This window comes from Bacillus mesophilum (assembly GCF_008923265.1).
Classification (GTDB): domain Bacteria; phylum Bacillota; class Bacilli; order Bacillales; family Cytobacillaceae; genus Cytobacillus; species Cytobacillus mesophilum.
Window position 1 is genome coordinate 101,880 of the sequence record NZ_WBOT01000006.1, and the last position, 15,798, is coordinate 117,677.

Consider the following 15,798-nt stretch of genomic DNA (forward strand, 5'->3'; position numbering starts at 1 on the left):
ACAGCTCTTTAGCTCTTTAGAAAAATATTATGATGAGATGGTTTCCATTCGCAGGTATCTTCATCAGCATCCAGAACTATCATTTAAAGAAGAGAAAACAGCATTATATATTAAAAACTATTATGAAAACCTTGGCATTGATGTGCGCGCTAATGTCGGCGGCAATGGTGTGGTTGCAACCATTAAAGGACAAAAGCCTGGCAAAACAGTTGCTTTGCGTGCCGATTTTGATGCACTTCCCATTCAAGATGAAAAGGATGTACCTTACAAATCTCTTGTACCAGGTGTGATGCATGCTTGCGGTCATGATGGCCATACTGCAACTTTACTTGTATTAGCTAAGGCGCTTCATGAAATGAAAAATGATTTGCACGGTACATATGTCATGATTCATCAGCATGCAGAGGAATATGCCCCAGGCGGTGCAATTTCCATGATCGAGGATGGCTGTCTGGATGGTGTTGATGTTATTTTCGGAACACATTTGTGGGCATCTGAACCAGTTGGAAAGATTCAATACAGAGTCGGGCCAATTATGGCAGCTGCTGACCGCTTTGAAATAACAATTCAAGGGAAAGGCGGCCATGGTGCACAGCCTCATCGCACAAAAGATGCTATAGTTACTGCTTCTTCTCTCGTTGGGCAGCTTCAGCAAATTGTCAGCCGTAAAGTGAACCCTATTGACTCGGCCGTTGTAACAGTTGGCTCATTTGTTGCCGAAAATGCGTTTAATGTCATCGCAGACAAAGCAAAGCTGACTGGAACAGTTAGAACTTTTAATGAAGAAGTGAGAAGTTCAATTGAACAAGAAATAGAAAGAATTGTTAAAGGCATTTGCTATACTTCCGACAGCTCGTACAGCTATGAATTTGAAAGAGGCTATCCTGCTGTCGTGAATCATGAGGAAGAAACAGATTACCTTGTTAATTGCGCACGCAATATCGCAGAAGTAACAGCCGTTGAGGAAACAGAACCGCAAATGGGCGGAGAAGATTTTGCCTACTATTTGCAGCATGTGAAAGGAAGCTTCTTCTTCACTGGAGCAAAACCAGATGGCAATGAAAACTACCCCCATCACCACCCTATGTTTGATATCGATGAGAAGTCCATGCTGATTGCGGCCAAAACATTAGGCTGTGCAGCCCTAAATGTTCATAACCAGGAAAATGCTTTGGAAACGGAAAGTGCTCAAGTATAAGATCAATAAAATAAAAAAGCGTTCCTCTCGTTATTGAACGGGAGGAACGCTTTTTATTAACCTTAACCTGTAGGCATTTTTTGCGGTAATTCCTAACGCATCCAGCAGATTATAATTTGCATAGGCTCCTATTGCAGCACCTACTCCAGGGACAAGCTGCAGCATTTTCACAAAATCAATGTGATCGCGGTACTCCTGCTGGAAATCCCGCCAATCCATATCCTGCAGTTCGCCTTTATACTGATCCCAATTTTCAATGATCGGCAGCACCTGCCTTCTTTTTTCATCACTTGAAAAAGCCAGCTGGAATATATGAAGAATAAAGAGCCGTTCTTCATACTTGGATGTGTCATAACCATAAATAGATGCTGCCTCAAACAACAGTTTCATTTTAATCGAGAGCAGAAGCGGAAAATCAGCAAGTCCTAAAAGAATTCCTCCCGCACCAGTTCCTGCCCCCTCCACTGTTGCTGTTCTTCTATAAAAGGTCATTTTCTCTGCGAATACGGCGTCACGTTCCTTTAGACTTAAACCAGTTGACTGAGAACGTTTCGTTGTAAAGTCAGAACCAGTTAATGTTGCTTTGACCATTTGCTTAATGCTGCTGGTAATCACTTCGTGCGCTTTCTCAGGAATTAACGAATTAACTCTTGTTTGAGCTTTTTTCGATAATCGGCTGATCAGACTTGAGCGCTTTAGCAAACCTCTTTTCCACTCAACAATCTCTTCATATACCTGCAGTTCATATTCATTCATAGAAAACATTCCTTTCGTCTTGCTATTTTATACGAGACAATAACGAAAAATGTTTCCTTTTTTTAATCCTTCGTCTGCAATCGCTTCGGCATATAGAGAAAAACATAAAGATAAGAAAAAAGGAGACCAGCTGTCAGTGTTAAGATAGCAGTTGTAAACTCTCCTTTTAATAGGACTGTCAATGCCAATAGAAACGCCTGCAATGAAAGAATACTTCCCATCAATTGTTTAAAAGATGTTTCCTTATTTGCATCCCCAGTTGGATATAGTTTCACCCATAATTTGTTTTCATGGTGATAGAACAGTGGAAGAAGCTGAAAGGCCGTTAAATACATGAATAGGATCGCCAGCAGAATTTGACCATACCCATATGAAATAAAATAAATAACAGCTGCACCAATAAGCGTTAAACGAACAAATAGCCCTAAATAATCACCTGATCTTGAAAATGTCCGAATATACAAATGAGCATATATTTTTTCCTGTAAATAGGGAACACCTGAGTACAGAGGGTCCAGCCACTTTCTTCTTTTGACTGCATTTTTTAATTTTGGAACATCTGTAAACATATTGGCAATCCGATAGAATGCTGTCATTCTTCGTTCTTCTTGTTCAATTAAATATTCCCATTTCAAACCTTTCGTTTTGATTTTGCCATTAAAAAAGATGAGCAGCAAAACGAAGAGCAAGCCAACAGGAACGATATATAAATAAGAAGCACTAGAAAAAAGCAAGTACAAAAAGCCGACATTAACAGCAAACCTTACGGCAGAATCAGATCTCAGCACATTTTGCTCTGTGTAATACTGAATTCTCCAGCGGATCTCCAGATTCAGCCATTTTACTAAAAGCAAAACGGCTAATAAGGGGAAGAAGCCCTGAAAGCTTCCTCCATTCACCTTTGCATACATCGGCATAAACAATGCCAGCAGCATCAGAAGTAAATATGCCTGAAGAAAAAAACTGATCATTAAGGATTTTCGGAAATACCCGTGTAATTTTGTTTCAAGCGGCAAAAGAAAAATTCGATCAGCCTCCGTTAAAAACGTAAAAATCGGGCTATATGTAAGCAATATTCCCAAAAATACAGCCATGATGGCTGGGACAGGATAATCAAGCGGCATCTCTTTTACCCAGCCTTGATAATAATAAGCTCCAGTTCCAAGGAGAAAAACGAGCACGATCACTAGATGGCCGTTAAATATGTACCGCAGATAAGAACTTAGCTCTTTGCTGGTGCGCGCCAGTCTTTCTTTCCATAGTATATTCTCATTAAACATAATCTTCTTCCTTTGTGAGCTGTATATATAGATCATCAAGAGTCGCATCCGGCATATTAAATTGCTGCTGAAGCTCCTGTAATGTCCCCTTCGCCCTTACCTTTCCTTCATGTAAAATCACAAAACGATCGCAATACCGTTCAGCGGTAGCAAGAATATGAGTTGACATTAAAATGCCTGCTCCCTCTTCCTTCATTTTTTTCATTAAATCAAGCAGAGATTGAATCCCAAGCGGATCTAAACCAACAAAAGGTTCATCTACAATATAAAGGGATGGCTGCACCAAGAATGCACACATAATCATGACCTTCTGCTTCATCCCTTTTGAAAAGTGAGCAGGAAACCATTTTAAGCGCTTTTCCATCCGGAATTCTTTTAACAGCTTTCCTTTTCTTTCTTTAAAATCCTCACTGCTGATTCCATATGCCATCGCTGTCATCTGAAGGTGCTCGTCTAAGGTCAATTCATCATATAAGATCGGAGTTTCTGGAACAAACGTGAATTGTTTCCGATACTCTTCCTTATTTTCAAGGAAAGATTTTCCAGCAATCGAAATTTCCCCCTTATGAGGCTCCATTAAACCAATCACATGTTTGATGGTAGTACTTTTACCTGCCCCATTTAGTCCAATTAAACCAACAATTTCATTTGCTTTTACGTCAAAACTCACATCTTTTAATACAGGATTTCTTGTGTAGCCGCCTGTGACATTCTTTATCTCCAATAGAGCCATCTTAAAACGTCCTCTCTATATATCATGATTTCATTGTAAAAAAGGGTGAGTGCATTGTCCAGTGTCGTCATTTTTCGCAAACATTGCTTGATATAAACAGTTCTCTATTTAAAGAATTTTTTCTCCAAAAAAAAATGTATATAAGCTACTTATGCGGGCATTCTAATTCTTGAAGGGGAAACAAATCATTAATTGAACATCTAACCGATATTCAAAATTTGAAATGAGGTGCTTGTCGCAGACAGCAATCTTTCAATAAACGTGATTTAACCTGAAACGTTCCTAAGATAAGGGGATGGTTGCATTGCACGAAAGTAATGAAAACCGCAGATCTTAAACACTAAGGCCGTATCAACCGTATATTGCCTTCCATCATTTACTTTAAAATGAGGTGTTTATCAAAGACTAACATCACTTTCTTTATAAGTTGTGAAACATATAAAGACAAATAGGGGATGGTTAGCTTGAACAAAGATCGAATGTCTCTATTGTAAACACAATTCATTAACAAATGAGGTGTTTGTTAAAGAGTACTTCCCGTTTTAGAACAGTATTCAGAAGTTTCTCCTTCACGAGGCAGGATTCCCAAGCGGGATCCTGCCTTTCCTGTGTTCTAATGATCGACAAATTTCGTGGTGTTTCGGGGCGTTTCGTGTCGTTTCGGGGCGTCACTGTGACGTGTCGAATTTCTAGCACCCCGAATTTGACTCCCATCGCATCGAATTTTCATCCATTATATGATAAAATTCAAACAACATAAAAATTTGATTGGAGCTGTTTAAATGAGTAATTGTATTTTCTGCAGCATTGTTAATGGAGATATTCCAGCTGCTAAGGTGTTTGAAAATGAGCATTGTTTGGCATTTTTAGATATCAGTCAGGTAACAAAGGGACATACACTTGTGATCCCAAAGGTACATAGCGAAAATGTTTATGAATTAGATGAGGAAACAGCCGCCAATTACTTTAAGGCAATTCCAGAAATTACCCGTGCCATTAAAGCTGCCTATAATCCCATTGGATTAAACCTGCTGAATAATAACGGAGAAGCTGCTGGACAATCTGTATTCCATTATCATATGCACCTCATCCCCCGTTATGGTCAAGGAGATGGAATGGGTGTCGTATGGAAATCCAATCAATCAGCTTACACGCCAGCAGATTTGCAGGAGATTGCCTCTTCTATTAAAGACCAATTATAAAGAAAAAATGCTTCTCATTTAGAGAGGCGTTTTTTCTTTTTAATTTTTCTAAATATTCTCGTTTAGCCTCTGTACAAATCCACAAAGTCTGTTAACATATATGTATCTTTAGCTCTTTACAGTAAGATCGTATTACAGCATAACGGAGGTTATTGAAATGAAGCGAGCGCTAAACTTTAATGCTGGCCCAGCTGCAATGCCAGCAGAAGTCTTGCAAAAAGCCGAAAAGAATTGGCTTAACATAGCTGATACCGGCATGGCTGTCATGGAATTAAGCCATAGAAGCAAAGAATATGAACAAATTCACGAGAACGCCATACAAGGACTGAGAAAGCTGCTTTCCATTCCAAATGACTATGAAGTTTTATTTATTCAAGGCGGTGCAAGTCTCCAATTTTCAATGATCCCCATGAACTTCTTACATGAGAACACTTCAGGAAATTATGTTTTAACAGGATCATGGTCTGAAAAAGCGTTAAAGGAAGCTCAAAAAATCGGCATCACCGCTCCAATAGCTTCCACTAAAAAAAACTCCTATCGTTCAATCCCGCAACTATCAGATATCAACACAACTGAGAATGCAGCCTATTTGCATATTACGAGCAATAACACTATTTACGGCACACAATGGCATACTTTTCCTACACAGCTGCCTATGCCCTTAATCGCTGACATGTCCAGTGATATTTTAAGCAAGCAAATTGACATTCGTCAGTTTGGGATGATCTATGCTGGCGCACAAAAGAATCTTGGACCATCTGGAGTAACAGTTGTGATTATTCATAAAGATCTCATTTTACAGGATAATGATCACTTGCCGACTATGCTTCAATATAAAACCTATGCTAATAACAGTTCTTTATATAATACACCACCTACTCTTGCGATCTACCTGCTGTCTCTTGTTCTGGAATGGGCAGAGGAAAAAGGAGGACTGCAAATCATTGAAAAAACAAATGAAAACAAAGCGAAATATTTATATGATGCCATAGACGAAAGTGACGGTTTCTATTTAGGACATGCAGAAAAAAACAGCCGTTCATTGATGAATGTTACCTTTAATCTAGCTGATAAAGAGAAAGAAGCTTTATTTTTACAATCGGCATCTGATGCAGGTTTTATTGGGCTAAATGGCCATAGATCAATTGGTGGCTGCCGCGCCTCTATTTACAATGCAGTACCTGAAGATCATGTATATAAGCTTGCTCAATTTATGAAAAGCTTTAAGCAAAATTCTTAAAAAGCAAAAAAACATGCTGACAAAAATCATTCTGTGGTATAATGAGTGAAAGTTTTTCGCTGCAGGCAAAGAGTGCACTGCAGGAGAGACAAAGAACAAAAAAGAGAACAGCAGAGCAGAGGAGAGATTAGAAATGAATAGTAAGAATCTTGTAGCATTGGCGCTACTCGTTGGAATGGGTGCCGTTTTGCACACAGTTGTACCTGGATTTGTATTTGGCATGAAACCTGATATGATGTTAACCATGATGTTTCTTGGAATTTTATTATTCCCTGATGTAAGAAGCGTTTTATTATTAGGCATTGCCACTGGGGTAATTTCTGCTTTAACTACATCATTTCCATTAGGGCAGATCCCAAATATGATCGATAAACCGATTACAGCCTTTTTATTTTTCGGTATCTACTTAATCATTAAAAAATTCAATAAACCTACCTTATCTGTTGCAATATTAACAGCAGCTGGCACGCTGATTTCAGGAGTTATTTTCTTAACAGCAGCCTATCTGCTAGTCGGCTTGCCTGGTGCATTTGCTATCTTGTTTACCGGGACTGTACTGCCTGCAATAGCAATCAACACAGTGCTGATGGTCGTGCTTTATCCGGTTGCACAAACAATCGGGAAGCGGACAAAGTTAATACCTGCAAGCAACTAACCACAAACTCCAGGTCCAAATCAACTGATTTGGACCTTTTTATATGGATATTTTTAAATAAGTGCAGCTGTGTCCTCTTTCATTCAAGTTCAGCGACTACTCATTTCACCGATGATTTCAGCCAGTCTTATTAAGCCCTTCTCAAGCTGTGCAGGCTCTGCATATGAATACGATATTCGGATATGTGAAGAATCTTTATGGTCATATATATTGCCTGGATTAATGAGAATCCCTGCTTTTAACGCTCTTTTAAATAATTTATCCATTGATATTGCTTCTTGTAGTTTCAGCCAAATATAAAATCCACCTGCAGGCGTTTTCCATGTCGCAATTCCTCTATAATACTTTTCAAGAATTTGAAGTGCTGTATCTCTCTGGAACATTAATTTTTTCCTCAGCTGAAAGATATGCTCATCATACAAACCGCTTTGAAGCCAGTGTGCAGCAGCAAATTGTGACAGTGTACTTGATCCATAGTCCGTTTGCATCTTAATGTCCGCCAAACGGTCAATTACTTGCTCCGGACCAACGAGCCAGCCTATTCTTAAGCCTGGACCTAATGTTTTTGAGAGGCTGCCCATATATAAAACAAGTCCTTGCCGATCATTTGCTTTTAAAGGTTCAGGCGGCGGTTCCTCAAACCATAAATCTCCATAAACATCATCTTCAAGGATAGGCAGTCTTTCATGGCTGCAGACCTGAAGCAGTTCTTTCCTTCTTTGCTCTGGCATTGTATGACCGGTAGGATTATGGAACGAAGGAATGGTATAAAGCAAGGCTGCATGATGCTGTCGTTTTATTTTCGGTAATAGCTCAGTTTTTAGTCCCTCTTCCCCCATAGGCACACCAAACAAATTCATTCCCGCAGACTGAAAAACATGAATAGAAGTCACGTAGGAAGGAGATTCATGAAAAACGACCGATCCTTTTTGTAACAAGCCCAGAGAAATCAATTGAAGTGCCTGCAGCCCTCCTGAAACGATTAATACAGAGGAAGGACTTGTTTCGATCCCTTTTCTTTTTAAGTAATCACATATAGCTGTTCGTAATGAATAACTTCCTTTTGGCTCAGTGTAGCTGAGAGATAGCTCTTGAGCCGTATTCTGCTGAAAAATGCCTTTCATTTTTTCTGTTGGCAAAAATTTTGGAGAAAGTTCACCTGTTCCGAGACGAATGATATCCGGTCTAAACTCAGATCTATTAATTTCCTGAATAATAGACTGATTTGATTCGTGCACACCTGATTCAACATATGTTTTCCAATCTGGTGCTGCACCTGAAGATATAATGCTCCAGGTATTGTTCGCAACAAATGTCCCATAACCAACCTTTGAGCTGATAAACCCATCTGCAGCTAAATCCTCCAGTGCTGTCACCACCGTACTGCGATTCACATTGAGTTGTTGTGCGAGTATCCTTTGCGGTGGTATTTTAGCTCCAACTGTCCATTCTCCATTTAAAATTTTCTGTTTTAAATATTCGTATATTTGCAGATGCAAGGGATTTTGAGATGAACGATTTGGCTTCCAATCCGGTTGATGCATATGATAAATACTCCTTTTTTTCTCTCTATTATACCGTATTGGTTGGTACAATTCCCAACCAATTGGATGGATACATTTCATAGATCTTTCATTAGAATAATCCTATCAGTATTTAGGAGGACATCATAATGATTGAAGCTTTTATTCATGGAACCGCACTGGCATTCGGCCTAATTTTACCGCTTGGCGTTCAAAACGTCTTTATATTTAACCAAGGAGCCATCCATAAAAATTTCGCCCGCAGTATACCTGCCATTGTAACAGCAGCACTTTGTGATACTCTATTAATTCTTTTAGCAGTCACTGGAGTATCTTTAATCATTTTCCAATTTGAATGGCTAACCACTCTCATTTATGTTATAGGATTTATATTTCTAGTTTATATGGGGTGGACAATACTAAAAAGTGATTCAGCAGCCGACGACCAAAATGTAGAAGCTCATTTTACACCTAAAATGCAAATCACATTCGCAGCTTCCGTTTCGTTACTCAATCCTCATGCCATTATTGATATTATAGGAGTAATCGGTCCAAATTCATTAGCTTATAAAGGGTATGAGCTAGTTGTTTTTACATTTTCCTGTATAGGCATCTCTTGGATTTGGTTTTTCGGTCTGGCCATAGCGGGAAGAATTTTGGGGAAGGTTGATGCAACCGGCAGCTTGGTCAAAAGGTTTAATCAAGTATCAGCCTTTATCATCTGGGGAATTGCCATTTATCTTGCTGTGAAAGCTTTTAGCGGATAAGCTAGGAGCTCATGTAGCGATTAAATTATTTTTGGCAGCTTCACCTTTCTGCCAGCAGGAAGTTAGCTTAAATTCCATGCTGTTCCTAAAAATAGAGTGTGACGATCCCTAATAATAGGAGCACGCCTCCCCCTGCTCCAAGGGTGGCTGCTCTTTTTTTCAACAAATATTTCGGGGGATACATGCCTGGCTTTTTGATTAAAAGAAAACAATAACCTGCACCAGCCAGCATGGTAAAGCCTAAAATAAGTAAAATACCTGTCATCTTTGCCACCACTCCTTCTTAGCCTTGTACCAATATATGCCTGCCTCCGCTCTCTTATGAAACACAAAAACGTTTATAGAAGGCAATATTGTGTTAAATACATAAAAAGGTGTTTATTGATCGTAAAAATTTGTGTAAGATAAAACTATGAAAACGTTTTATCTGGGGAGGTTATCATGATGAAGGCTAAATCATTTCTATTAGGTTTGATTGCTGGAGGAACAGCTGCTGGCATTTCTGCCCTTTTAACAGCACCTGCTTCCGGAAAAGAAACTAGAACCGTTATTCATACGAACGGAAATATTGTTAAACACCGATTAGATTATTTAAAAGAACAGCTTCTTGATATAAAACGGGCAACCACAACAGTTACAACAGAAGGAAAAAATGCTTTTGCTGAACTGTCAAAGGATCTGAAAGGTTCGATTAACGACTGGAAAAACGAAATTCGTCCACATGAACAGAACTTAAAACGAGAAATCCAGGAGATTGAAACAGCTATTCAAGAATTAGAGACCACACTAAATCAAGGGAAAAATTCCAGGTAAGATCAGCATCTTTCCAAGAAATAAATTTCTTTGGAAAGATGCTTTTTATTGCTTTATTATATTTTTAAGTTTTATACATTAGAAAAGAAGGATTTTGCCTCCTTCAGAACGAAAACTAATATATTATAAAAATGGTTTTATAAATAGTAAAGCGTATACAATTTCGTTCTTTTGTTCTGTAAATCGATTAAAACACATAACAAGCAACTTCCTAAGAAATAATTTCTAAAAATTTCGCAAATTAATACCTTTATTAATTTTTGTTTTATTGGCATAATGATAATATGAAATGTGGAAACGGCTTGCTCATCCCCGACAAGCATAAGGCAAGTCATTTAGAAGGTTGTTCTTTAACCTTCTGGATGAATTGACTTATGACCTCGAGGGGCTAGCCGTTGGAACTGGACTTCTTGAAATGTGGAAGGCGCTCGCTCAGGGGCGACAAGCTTAAGACAAGACGGCTGGAAGGTTGCATTTTAACCTTCTGGACGGATTGGCTTAAGACCTCGAGCCCCTAGCGCCAGGAACTGGACTTCTTGAAATGTGGAAACGGCTTGCTCAGCCCTTAAAATCAAAAAATCGAAATCTTAATTTCCTTATAAAGCAGGTGAATAAGTGTATGTCGAATAAAGAATATACAATGAAAGAGGCATTACTTTTCAGTCAGAGAATAGCTCAGTTAAGTAAAGCCTTATGGAAAGCCGTTGAGAAAGATTGGCAGAATTGGATTAAACCGTATGATCTTAATATTAATGAGCACCATATTTTATGGATTTCCTACCATCTGAATGGAGCCTCTATCTCTGATGTTGCAAAATTTGGCGTCATGCATGTTTCTACCGCGTTTAACTTTTCAAAGAAGTTAGAGGAACGAGGCTATTTACGATTTTCAAAAAAGGAAAATGATAAAAGAAATACGTATATTGAACTTACTCAGGAAGGTGAAAATGTTTTACTAAGTATGATGGAGTCCTATAATCCTGAAGAGAACTCCGTGTTTTCAGGAGCCTCCCCATTGAGAGAATTATATGGAAAGTTCCCAGATGTGATCGAGGTAATGACAATTGTTCGAAATATTTATGGCGATGATTTTATGGAGATCTTTGAAAAATCATTTGAGAATATTGAAAATGAATTTACAGATAACAACGGAATCATCGAAAAAAAGGATAAATCAGAAAAAGAACTCGTCTGATACAAACAACGCTTTGACTTCCCTTCACTTCTGTAAAAATTTTATTCTGTCCAGCTGTTGCATAATCAAACAGCAGCTGGACCATTTAAATCTTCCTTCCTTAATCTCCATGTTATTTGTTTACTTTAAAAAATTCCTTTGCATATCCCCAGAATAATCTACATAATAATTCATCAAGATGACTACAAAAACACTTCTCATTTTTTCTAATATTAACCATAAAAATACCTATTGATTTTTCATGTTATTCATCGTAAAGTATCTTAGTAAGTTTTGGATTTAACTAATACTTTCTCCCTTTGGAGGTCTAACATGATGAACTGCTGGAAGACGATTAATTTCACTAAACAATATAGACCCGAGCGGCTTTTTATATTGTCTTCCTTAACAATGCTACTTACTTTTATAATAGTGTATGTACCAGCTACTTATCTTTTTGTTCCGAACTACTTTTATGATAATTATTTTGTTTGGTTTGTGGCAGGAATGTGGATTCTTTATCCGCTTCATAAGATTCTTCACTTTATTCCATTAATACCTTGTGGGAAAAAGGTGAAAAAAACTGCAGAAATAAGATTTGGCATTATGCCGATTCTGCACTTTATTGTAACGGAACCAATTACGCGTTTTACCTTTTTAATTGCCCTTTGCACACCTTTTATTGTGATTAATACGCTGCTGGCTGCTGGATGTTTTCTTTTCCCTCATTATGTTCACTATTTTGTTATTTTAATAGCTTATCATACAGGGATTTGTTTTTTTGACATGATTATCATGAAAGATGTCATGAAAGCTCCTGCTCAGTCCTTTATAGAAGAAAATGAAGATGGTTTTGAAATATTATTGCAAAGAGAAGGTTAATACTGGGGACATGGTACTCCTTTATCAAACTAAATTTTTGACAGATTCTGCTTCATTCAGTTATTCTTTAAAAGACATCTCATAATGGATGTCTTTTTTTCATAAGCTAATTTAATTAGAAAAGAAAATCCTGTTACAATCTTAAATACTATCTTTTTTATTTAAATTTTGTTATTGTAATTAAGTAAGAAAACTTCGCCGATGGGGAGGGAATCTTCGTTGATCTCCATTTTTATTGTGTTTGCTATATTTATTTTATTCTATATTAACAAAATGACATATTCCCTTTGTCTGCAAAAGGAAATACCTGAAGAACGCCAGCCAAAGGTTTATAGGACAATTAATGTTCTGATCACGATTCTTCTTATTTCTTCTTTTGTAGAAATTTCATTTACGTAATGCCAAATAACCAGGCTGTAATTCACAGCTTGGTTATTTTTGTTTCATTTTTTATAAATGATATAAAAATATGAATTGCATATGCAAAGGACGCTTTATGGCGTCCTTCACATTTTCCCGGGTAAAGCCGGGAGATACTCATACTGATTTAGTACCATCAGCATTCCTTATATAAGAAAGTATCCTTCATTTACAAGGTACGGTCTTCTAAATTACAGCCAAGAAGCTCCGATGATAATTAACAGAATGAAAAGAACTACGATTAACGCGAAACCTCCACCATAACCATATCCGTTTGCACCAGACATTCAAATTCCTCCTTTCTCGTTGGGACAAAGGGTTCAGAGAACCCAATGTCTTTTTAAATTAAAGCCATGCTGCACCAACGATGATCAATAAGATGAACAACACAACGATTAAAGCGAATCCGCTGCCGTATGCACCGCCCATGATAACACCTCCCTCATAGGTTGCTACCATATACTATTCAAAGCCTTCTGTTTTCGAGTAGGCATATTCACCAGGAATCTGAAATTTCTTTCCTGGCTGTTTTTCAAAACCGCTTATCGCAGTTTCTATGTATCATATGTAGCAAATCAAATTTCGGGATGGGCAAATACCCAATTTTTTAAATTGACTATGTAGTTTTATTTTTTTTATTAAATACATTATGGTATAGTAATGGATGTGTACAAAAATAGGCTTTTTCTAAATGTTGTTGTTTTTAATAAGTTGAATGCAAGGCAAAGAATATAAGCTTTTGTCATCTGTAAAGTCGGCCATTCATTAGATTCGTGTGGAAGAAACCGTCACCTTATGAACAACTGCGTTTTGAAAGCAGCCAATTGAAATTAACGATTAGGAGTGTTCAACATGAAAAAATGGGTTATTTCCTTCTCCCTTGCTGCCGGAGTTTTAGGATTAAGTGCTTGTAGCAATGGAGGCTCTGACGCTGTTGTTGAAACAGGAAATGGCGATATAACGAAGGACGAGCTATACGAAGCGATGAAGGAAAAATATGGTGAGCAGACACTTCGAGAGCTTGTATACGAAAAAGTTTTATCCGAAAACTATGAAGTTACGGATGAAGAGTTAAATGAACAGATGGATGAATTAAAGCAGCAGCTTGGTGCAAATTTTGAGCTAGCATTGCAGCAATACGGTTATGAAGATGAAGATCAGCTTAGAGAAACACTGCGTGCAACTTTATTGCAGGAAAAAGCTGCAGTTAAAGATGTAGAAGTGTCTGAAGAAGAAGTTCAAGAATACTATGATAATTATCAGCCTCGCATTAAGGCTCGTCATATCCTTGTAGAGGATGAAGAAACAGCTAACGAAGTGAAACAGAAGCTTGATGATGGCGGAAACTTTGAAGAATTAGCTACTGAATATTCCAAAGACCCTGGTTCTGCTGCAAATGGCGGTGACTTAGGCTGGTTTGGACAAGGTCAAATGGTTGCAGAATTCGAAGAAGCAGCATATGCACTTGATGTGGATGAAATCAGTGAGCCTGTTCAGTCTCAGCACGGCTTTCATGTTATCCAAGTGACTGAAAAAGAAGAGAAAAAGTCTTTTGATGAAATGAAAGAAGATATGGAACATGATCTTAAAGTAGCTAAGCTGCAGCAGGATCCAACGATTATACAAGCAGCATTGGACAGAGAACTGAAAGATGCAAATGTAGATGTTAAGGATGAAGATTTGAAAAGCATCATCAGTGACAGCTCTGCAGCAGGTGAAGATGCTGGCACAGAGAACACTGAAGAAGAAAGCACTGAAGAATCAGAAACTGAAACAGAATAAAGAAAAACGGGCTCCTGAAAGGGACCCGTTTTTTTATACTTTAGCCATTCTCATCCAAAGGAGCGTTCGCCTGCCTTCTTCTCGTCTTTCTTCTCCTCTAGCCGCTGCATATATACTTCGCCTTCACGCTCAATCATTTCATTTTCCTCACGTCTTTCATCCCTGCCTGTTTTAATCGCCATAATTGCACAAAAAACGATTCCTGCCGCAATAAAATACACCCATACTGGAATCAAGTTAATCCCCCATCTCTTCTTAGTTTGTCCTATTACCTATTAAAACTTTATGCAGTTTTCATAGATTTATGCTATTTTTATGTAGACTTCGTGACAATGTAGAACTCCAATTTTTTTGAATAGAAAAAGACCAAGATATCAAAAGTCTTGGTCTTTTCATTGTTTTATTTATGAAAGGTTGGCTTATAAAAGGATCGATTATCGAGTGCAAAAACTCGTTCTGTAAATTCACCAGGCTTTGTGCGATCAAGCGCACGGTCTAGCATATTCATTTTTGCGTCTAAATTATCAATATAATGAAGAATTTCAGCTTCTTTAATCATTGGCGGTTTCGGGCTCCCCCACTCTGCCTTTCCATGATGGGACAGAACGAGATGCTGAAGAACCATAACTTCTTCACCGCTAATAGAAAGTTCCTCCGCTGCCTTGCCAATTTCATTCACCATAATTGTGATATGTCCAAGCAAGTTACCTTCAACGGTATACACAGTTGATATAGGACCGGATAGCTCCGTAACCTTACCTAAATCATGCAGAATCACACCTGCATATAAAAGATCTTTATCAAGACTAGGGTAGAGTCCCGCGATCGATTTTGCCAAGTCAAGCATAGATACCACATGATAGGCAAGGCCGGATACAAATTCATGATGATTCTTTGTTGCAGCCGGAAATTCCAGAAACGCTTTTTGATGTTTCTTCAGCAAATGTCTGGTTATTCTTTGCACATTCGGGTTTTTCATTTCAAATATATATTGAGTGATTTTACTCATCATTTCATCTGTACTTACTGGCGCAGTTTCAAGAAAATCTGCTAGTTTTACTGGATCTGTAGGAGACGCTGGTCTAATTTGGCGAATACGAAGCTGATTACGTCCACGGTAATTTAAAATATCACCAGCTACTTTTACAATCGTTTCAGGACTGTAGCTTTTTTCATCTTCATCTGATACATCCCAGAGCTTCGCTTCGATCTCTCCGCTCTGATCCTGAAAAATTAAGGTTAAAAACGGCTTGCCGTTGCTGGCAATCCCTTTTGTTGCGTTTTTGATCAGCAGAAAAACTTCTATTTGTTCTCCAACTTCGTAATATACAATTCCTTTGCTCATACGTGCACCGACGCTCCCTTCTATGAAA

The 15,798-nt window shown here is 38.1% G+C and carries 19 protein-coding genes; 10 read left to right on the top strand and 9 right to left on the bottom strand.

Annotated features, from left to right (window positions below):
• The first annotated feature begins 37 nt into the window (after nucleotides 1–37).
• Nucleotides 38–1,198 (top strand): M20 family metallopeptidase, encoded by a 1,161-nt coding sequence (locus F7732_RS17235; protein ID WP_192913049.1) that lies wholly within the window; start codon nucleotides 38–40, stop codon nucleotides 1,196–1,198.
• Nucleotides 1,199–1,228: 30 nt separating this feature from the next.
• On the opposite strand, the gene F7732_RS17240 is transcribed toward F7732_RS17235, so the two are convergent.
• From F7732_RS17240 to F7732_RS17250, 3 genes are all read right to left on the bottom strand, one after another.
• Entirely contained in the window at nucleotides 1,229–1,954 is a 726-nt protein-coding gene (locus F7732_RS17240) for an EcsC family protein (protein WP_151575295.1), read from the bottom strand.
• Between the two features lie 62 nt (nucleotides 1,955–2,016).
• Nucleotides 2,017–3,234, bottom strand: coding sequence for an ABC transporter permease (locus tag F7732_RS17245; protein ID WP_151575297.1), 1,218 nt, complete (start codon nucleotides 3,232–3,234; stop codon nucleotides 2,017–2,019).
• The gene (locus tag F7732_RS17250) at nucleotides 3,227–3,967 is read right to left on the bottom strand and encodes an ABC transporter ATP-binding protein (RefSeq protein ID WP_151575299.1); all 741 of its coding nucleotides are present in this window, start codon (nucleotides 3,965–3,967) and stop codon (nucleotides 3,227–3,229) included. Before F7732_RS17250 ends, F7732_RS17245 begins: the two co-directional genes overlap by 8 nt.
• A gap of 782 nt (nucleotides 3,968–4,749) precedes the next feature.
• Between F7732_RS17250 and F7732_RS17255 the strand changes: the two genes are divergently transcribed.
• The 3 genes from F7732_RS17255 (at nucleotide 4,750) to F7732_RS17265 (ending at nucleotide 7,064) form a co-directional block, all read left to right on the top strand.
• Complete coding sequence (locus tag F7732_RS17255; RefSeq protein ID WP_151575301.1) at nucleotides 4,750–5,169, top strand: HIT family protein; 420 nt, start codon at nucleotides 4,750–4,752, stop codon at nucleotides 5,167–5,169.
• A 157-nt stretch (nucleotides 5,170–5,326) separates the two neighbouring features.
• Nucleotides 5,327–6,409: a 3-phosphoserine/phosphohydroxythreonine transaminase gene (gene serC / locus F7732_RS17260; RefSeq protein WP_151575303.1), complete on the top strand. Its 1,083-nt coding sequence runs from the start codon at nucleotides 5,327–5,329 to the stop codon at nucleotides 6,407–6,409.
• Between the two features lie 133 nt (nucleotides 6,410–6,542).
• A complete protein-coding gene (locus F7732_RS17265) occupies nucleotides 6,543–7,064 on the top strand; it encodes a tryptophan transporter (protein WP_151575305.1) in 522 nt (173 codons plus the stop codon).
• A gap of 89 nt (nucleotides 7,065–7,153) precedes the next feature.
• On the opposite strand, the gene pdxR is transcribed toward F7732_RS17265, so the two are convergent.
• Nucleotides 7,154–8,608: a MocR-like pyridoxine biosynthesis transcription factor PdxR gene (gene pdxR / locus F7732_RS17270; RefSeq protein WP_151575307.1), complete on the bottom strand. Its 1,455-nt coding sequence runs from the start codon at nucleotides 8,606–8,608 to the stop codon at nucleotides 7,154–7,156.
• Nucleotides 8,609–8,736: 128 nt separating this feature from the next.
• On the opposite strand from pdxR, the gene F7732_RS17275 reads away from it, so the two are divergent.
• Nucleotides 8,737–9,354 carry a LysE/ArgO family amino acid transporter gene (locus tag F7732_RS17275; RefSeq protein WP_192913047.1) on the top strand — a complete coding sequence of 206 codons (618 nt, stop codon included), beginning with the start codon at nucleotides 8,737–8,739 and terminating at the stop codon, nucleotides 9,352–9,354.
• A gap of 85 nt (nucleotides 9,355–9,439) precedes the next feature.
• Here F7732_RS17275 and yhzF read toward each other — a convergent pair whose 3' ends face one another.
• The gene (yhzF, locus tag F7732_RS17280) at nucleotides 9,440–9,619 is read right to left on the bottom strand and encodes a membrane protein YhzF (RefSeq protein ID WP_151575309.1); all 180 of its coding nucleotides are present in this window, start codon (nucleotides 9,617–9,619) and stop codon (nucleotides 9,440–9,442) included.
• A 179-nt stretch (nucleotides 9,620–9,798) separates the two neighbouring features.
• Between yhzF and F7732_RS17285 the strand changes: the two genes are divergently transcribed.
• From F7732_RS17285 to F7732_RS17300, 4 genes are all read left to right on the top strand, one after another.
• Nucleotides 9,799–10,167, top strand: a complete 369-nt coding sequence (locus F7732_RS17285) for a YtxH domain-containing protein (RefSeq protein WP_151575311.1) — start codon at nucleotides 9,799–9,801, stop codon at nucleotides 10,165–10,167.
• 619 nt (nucleotides 10,168–10,786) lie between these two features.
• A complete protein-coding gene (locus F7732_RS17290) occupies nucleotides 10,787–11,362 on the top strand; it encodes an HTH-type transcriptional regulator Hpr (protein WP_151575313.1) in 576 nt (191 codons plus the stop codon).
• Between the two features lie 312 nt (nucleotides 11,363–11,674).
• Nucleotides 11,675–12,223: a DUF3267 domain-containing protein gene (locus F7732_RS17295; protein WP_151575315.1), complete on the top strand. Its 549-nt coding sequence runs from the start codon at nucleotides 11,675–11,677 to the stop codon at nucleotides 12,221–12,223.
• A gap of 219 nt (nucleotides 12,224–12,442) precedes the next feature.
• Nucleotides 12,443–12,622 carry a hypothetical protein gene (locus F7732_RS17300; RefSeq protein WP_066447810.1) on the top strand — a complete coding sequence of 60 codons (180 nt, stop codon included), beginning with the start codon at nucleotides 12,443–12,445 and terminating at the stop codon, nucleotides 12,620–12,622.
• A gap of 212 nt (nucleotides 12,623–12,834) precedes the next feature.
• On the opposite strand, the gene F7732_RS17305 is transcribed toward F7732_RS17300, so the two are convergent.
• Nucleotides 12,835–12,930: a YjcZ family sporulation protein gene (locus F7732_RS17305; protein WP_151575317.1), complete on the bottom strand. Its 96-nt coding sequence runs from the start codon at nucleotides 12,928–12,930 to the stop codon at nucleotides 12,835–12,837.
• A 58-nt stretch (nucleotides 12,931–12,988) separates the two neighbouring features.
• Complete coding sequence (locus F7732_RS17310; protein WP_139785739.1) at nucleotides 12,989–13,072, bottom strand: YjcZ family sporulation protein; 84 nt, start codon at nucleotides 13,070–13,072, stop codon at nucleotides 12,989–12,991.
• A 423-nt stretch (nucleotides 13,073–13,495) separates the two neighbouring features.
• On the opposite strand from F7732_RS17310, the gene F7732_RS17315 reads away from it, so the two are divergent.
• Nucleotides 13,496–14,425 (top strand): peptidylprolyl isomerase, encoded by a 930-nt coding sequence (locus F7732_RS17315; RefSeq protein ID WP_151575319.1) that lies wholly within the window; start codon nucleotides 13,496–13,498, stop codon nucleotides 14,423–14,425.
• Between the two features lie 50 nt (nucleotides 14,426–14,475).
• Here the strand turns inward: F7732_RS17315 and F7732_RS17320 are convergent, their stop codons facing one another.
• Nucleotides 14,476–14,661 (bottom strand): sporulation YhaL family protein, encoded by a 186-nt coding sequence (locus F7732_RS17320; protein WP_151575321.1) that lies wholly within the window; start codon nucleotides 14,659–14,661, stop codon nucleotides 14,476–14,478.
• A gap of 164 nt (nucleotides 14,662–14,825) precedes the next feature.
• On the bottom strand, nucleotides 14,826–15,770 hold the full coding sequence (yhaM, locus tag F7732_RS17325) for a 3'-5' exoribonuclease YhaM (protein ID WP_151575324.1): 945 nt from the start codon (nucleotides 15,768–15,770) through the stop codon (nucleotides 14,826–14,828).
• Between the last annotated feature and the right edge of the window lie 28 nt (nucleotides 15,771–15,798).

Excerpts from the sequence above, each read along its gene's own strand:
- F7732_RS17235 (WP_192913049.1), top strand. The coding sequence starts at position 38 with ATGGTTTCCATTCGCAGGTATCTTCATCAGCATCCAGAACTATCATTT.
- F7732_RS17240 (WP_151575295.1), bottom strand. The coding sequence starts at position 1,954 with ATGAATGAATATGAACTGCAGGTATATGAAGAGATTGTTGAGTGGAAA.
- F7732_RS17245 (WP_151575297.1), bottom strand. The coding sequence starts at position 3,234 with ATGTTTAATGAGAATATACTATGGAAAGAAAGACTGGCGCGCACCAGC.
- F7732_RS17250 (WP_151575299.1), bottom strand. The coding sequence starts at position 3,967 with ATGGCTCTATTGGAGATAAAGAATGTCACAGGCGGCTACACAAGAAAT.
- F7732_RS17255 (WP_151575301.1), top strand. The coding sequence starts at position 4,750 with ATGAGTAATTGTATTTTCTGCAGCATTGTTAATGGAGATATTCCAGCT.
- serC (WP_151575303.1), top strand. The coding sequence starts at position 5,327 with ATGAAGCGAGCGCTAAACTTTAATGCTGGCCCAGCTGCAATGCCAGCA.
- F7732_RS17265 (WP_151575305.1), top strand. The coding sequence starts at position 6,543 with ATGAATAGTAAGAATCTTGTAGCATTGGCGCTACTCGTTGGAATGGGT.
- pdxR (WP_151575307.1), bottom strand. The coding sequence starts at position 8,608 with ATGCATCAACCGGATTGGAAGCCAAATCGTTCATCTCAAAATCCCTTG.
- F7732_RS17275 (WP_192913047.1), top strand. The coding sequence starts at position 8,737 with ATGATTGAAGCTTTTATTCATGGAACCGCACTGGCATTCGGCCTAATT.
- yhzF (WP_151575309.1), bottom strand. The coding sequence starts at position 9,619 with ATGACAGGTATTTTACTTATTTTAGGCTTTACCATGCTGGCTGGTGCA.
- F7732_RS17285 (WP_151575311.1), top strand. The coding sequence starts at position 9,799 with ATGAAGGCTAAATCATTTCTATTAGGTTTGATTGCTGGAGGAACAGCT.
- F7732_RS17290 (WP_151575313.1), top strand. The coding sequence starts at position 10,787 with ATGTCGAATAAAGAATATACAATGAAAGAGGCATTACTTTTCAGTCAG.
- F7732_RS17295 (WP_151575315.1), top strand. The coding sequence starts at position 11,675 with ATGATGAACTGCTGGAAGACGATTAATTTCACTAAACAATATAGACCC.
- F7732_RS17305 (WP_151575317.1), bottom strand. The coding sequence starts at position 12,930 with ATGTCTGGTGCAAACGGATATGGTTATGGTGGAGGTTTCGCGTTAATC.
- F7732_RS17310 (WP_139785739.1), bottom strand. The coding sequence starts at position 13,072 with ATGGGCGGTGCATACGGCAGCGGATTCGCTTTAATCGTTGTGTTGTTC.
- F7732_RS17315 (WP_151575319.1), top strand. The coding sequence starts at position 13,496 with ATGAAAAAATGGGTTATTTCCTTCTCCCTTGCTGCCGGAGTTTTAGGA.
- yhaM (WP_151575324.1), bottom strand. The coding sequence starts at position 15,770 with ATGAGCAAAGGAATTGTATATTACGAAGTTGGAGAACAAATAGAAGTT.